The sequence below is a fragment of the Arthrobacter sp. H14 genome, assembly GCF_000520495.1.
Lineage (GTDB): Bacteria > Actinomycetota > Actinomycetes > Actinomycetales > Micrococcaceae > Arthrobacter_C.
Map to the genome: position 1 here is coordinate 1 of NZ_AZRX01000522.1, position 1,545 is coordinate 1,545.

Here is a 1,545-nt window from a genome sequence, read left to right on the forward strand (position 1 = left end):
CCACGGAAGAACACGCACCGTTCAGACCACCACGATAACGGCACGGCAGAAACAACAGAACCGGCCTCCGAGCGTAGTTCCTAAGGCTCATGGCACTGGCAACAGGCCGGGGACGCAAGGGCAACCGACAAGCCCGGATGGCTCTCGGGGAGCACCTGCGCGAATTCCGCAACAGACTTATAAAGAGCGCGGCCGCTCTTGCAAATCAGAAGTGAAGCAGATGAAGGACGACCCGGATACGGACTCTGAGGCCGATTCCGGGCCGGTCGAAGGACGGGTAGTCAATCCACGGAAGAACACGCACCGTTCAGACCACCACGATAACGGCACGGCAGAAACAACAGAACCGGCCTCCGAGCGTAGTTCCTAAGGCTCATGGCACTGGCAACAGGCCGGGGACGCAAGGGCAACCGACAAGCCCGGATGGCTCTCGGGGAGCACCTGCGCGAATTCCGCAACAGACTTATAAAGAGCGCGGCCGCTCTTGTCCTCGGAGCCGTCGCGGGATTTCTCCTCTATAATCCGCTTTTCAGCCAGCTCATAGAGCCGATCATGAACGTCGCCGAAAACGAAGACCGTTCGGCCCCGACCTGCGCCGGCGGGTTTCGCCCTCTGCCCGGCCAGCCCGGCAACTGAAAACAAGATTATTCCCCACAAACCCTTAGCCGATGACTTACGATGTTTGAAACGAAAGGATCTCTTCCATGGGAAAGCTCTTCGACAGCCCGTTGCCCATCATCATCATCATTATTCTGGCGCTGCTGCTCTTTGGAGCACCCAAGCTTCCCGGAATGGCACGCAGCATCGGTCAGTCGCTCCGGATTTTCAAATCAGAAGTGAAGCAGATGAAGGACGACCCGGATACGGACTCTGAGGCCGATTCCGGGCCGGTCGAAGGACGGGTAGTCAATCCACGGAAGAACACGCACCGTTCAGACCACCACGATAACGGCACGGCAGAAACAACAGAACCGGCCTCCGAGCGTAGTTCCTAAGGCTCATGGCACTGGCAACAGGCCGGGGACGCAAGGGCAACCGACAAGCCCGGATGGCTCTCGGGGAGCACCTGCGCGAATTCCGCAACAGACTTATAAAGAGCGCGGCCGCTCTTGTCCTCGGAGCCGTCGCGGGATTTCTCCTCTATAATCCGCTTTTCAGCCAGCTCATAGAGCCGATCATGAACGTCGCCGAAAACGAAGACCGATTCGCCAGCATCAACTTCGACGGCGTGGCATCCTCGTTCGACCTGATGGTCCAGACATCCCTGTTTTTGGGCCTGCTCGTCTCCAGCCCCATCTGGCTCTACCAAATGTGGGCATTCATCACTCCAGGCTTAAAAGATAAAGAGCGCCGGATCGCGCTCTCCTTCATGGCCATATCGGTGCCGTTATTCGTTGGAGGAGTATTCCTGGCCTGGCTGGTATTGCCCAACGCCGTGCGGGCATTACTAAGCTTCACCCCCGAAGGCGGCTCCAACGTCATCACCGCCCAGCTCTACCTGACCTTCGTGATGCGCCTGCTGCTGGCCTTCGGCATCGCCTTCCT

General features: G+C 58.4%; 3 protein-coding genes. All 3 read left to right on the top strand.

What is annotated here, in order from left to right:
• The first annotated feature begins 375 nt into the window (after positions 1-375).
• Entirely contained in the window at positions 376-636 is a 261-nt protein-coding gene (locus tag Y707_RS0102210; RefSeq protein WP_035780004.1) for a twin-arginine translocase subunit TatC, read from the top strand.
• A 68-nt stretch (positions 637-704) separates the two neighbouring features.
• On the top strand, positions 705-995 hold the full coding sequence (gene tatA, locus Y707_RS0102215; protein ID WP_026533874.1) for a Sec-independent protein translocase subunit TatA: 291 nt from the start codon (positions 705-707) through the stop codon (positions 993-995).
• Positions 996-1,000: 5 nt separating this feature from the next.
• Positions 1,001-1,545 (top strand): twin-arginine translocase subunit TatC (gene tatC / locus Y707_RS0102220; RefSeq protein ID WP_035780005.1); only part of this gene is annotated, 545 nt, incomplete at its 3' end.

Coding starts and splice junctions, on each gene's coding strand:
- Y707_RS0102210 (WP_035780004.1), top strand. CDS start 376: ATGGCACTGGCAACAGGCCGGGGACGCAAGGGCAACCGACAAGCCCGG.
- tatA (WP_026533874.1), top strand. CDS start 705: ATGGGAAAGCTCTTCGACAGCCCGTTGCCCATCATCATCATCATTATT.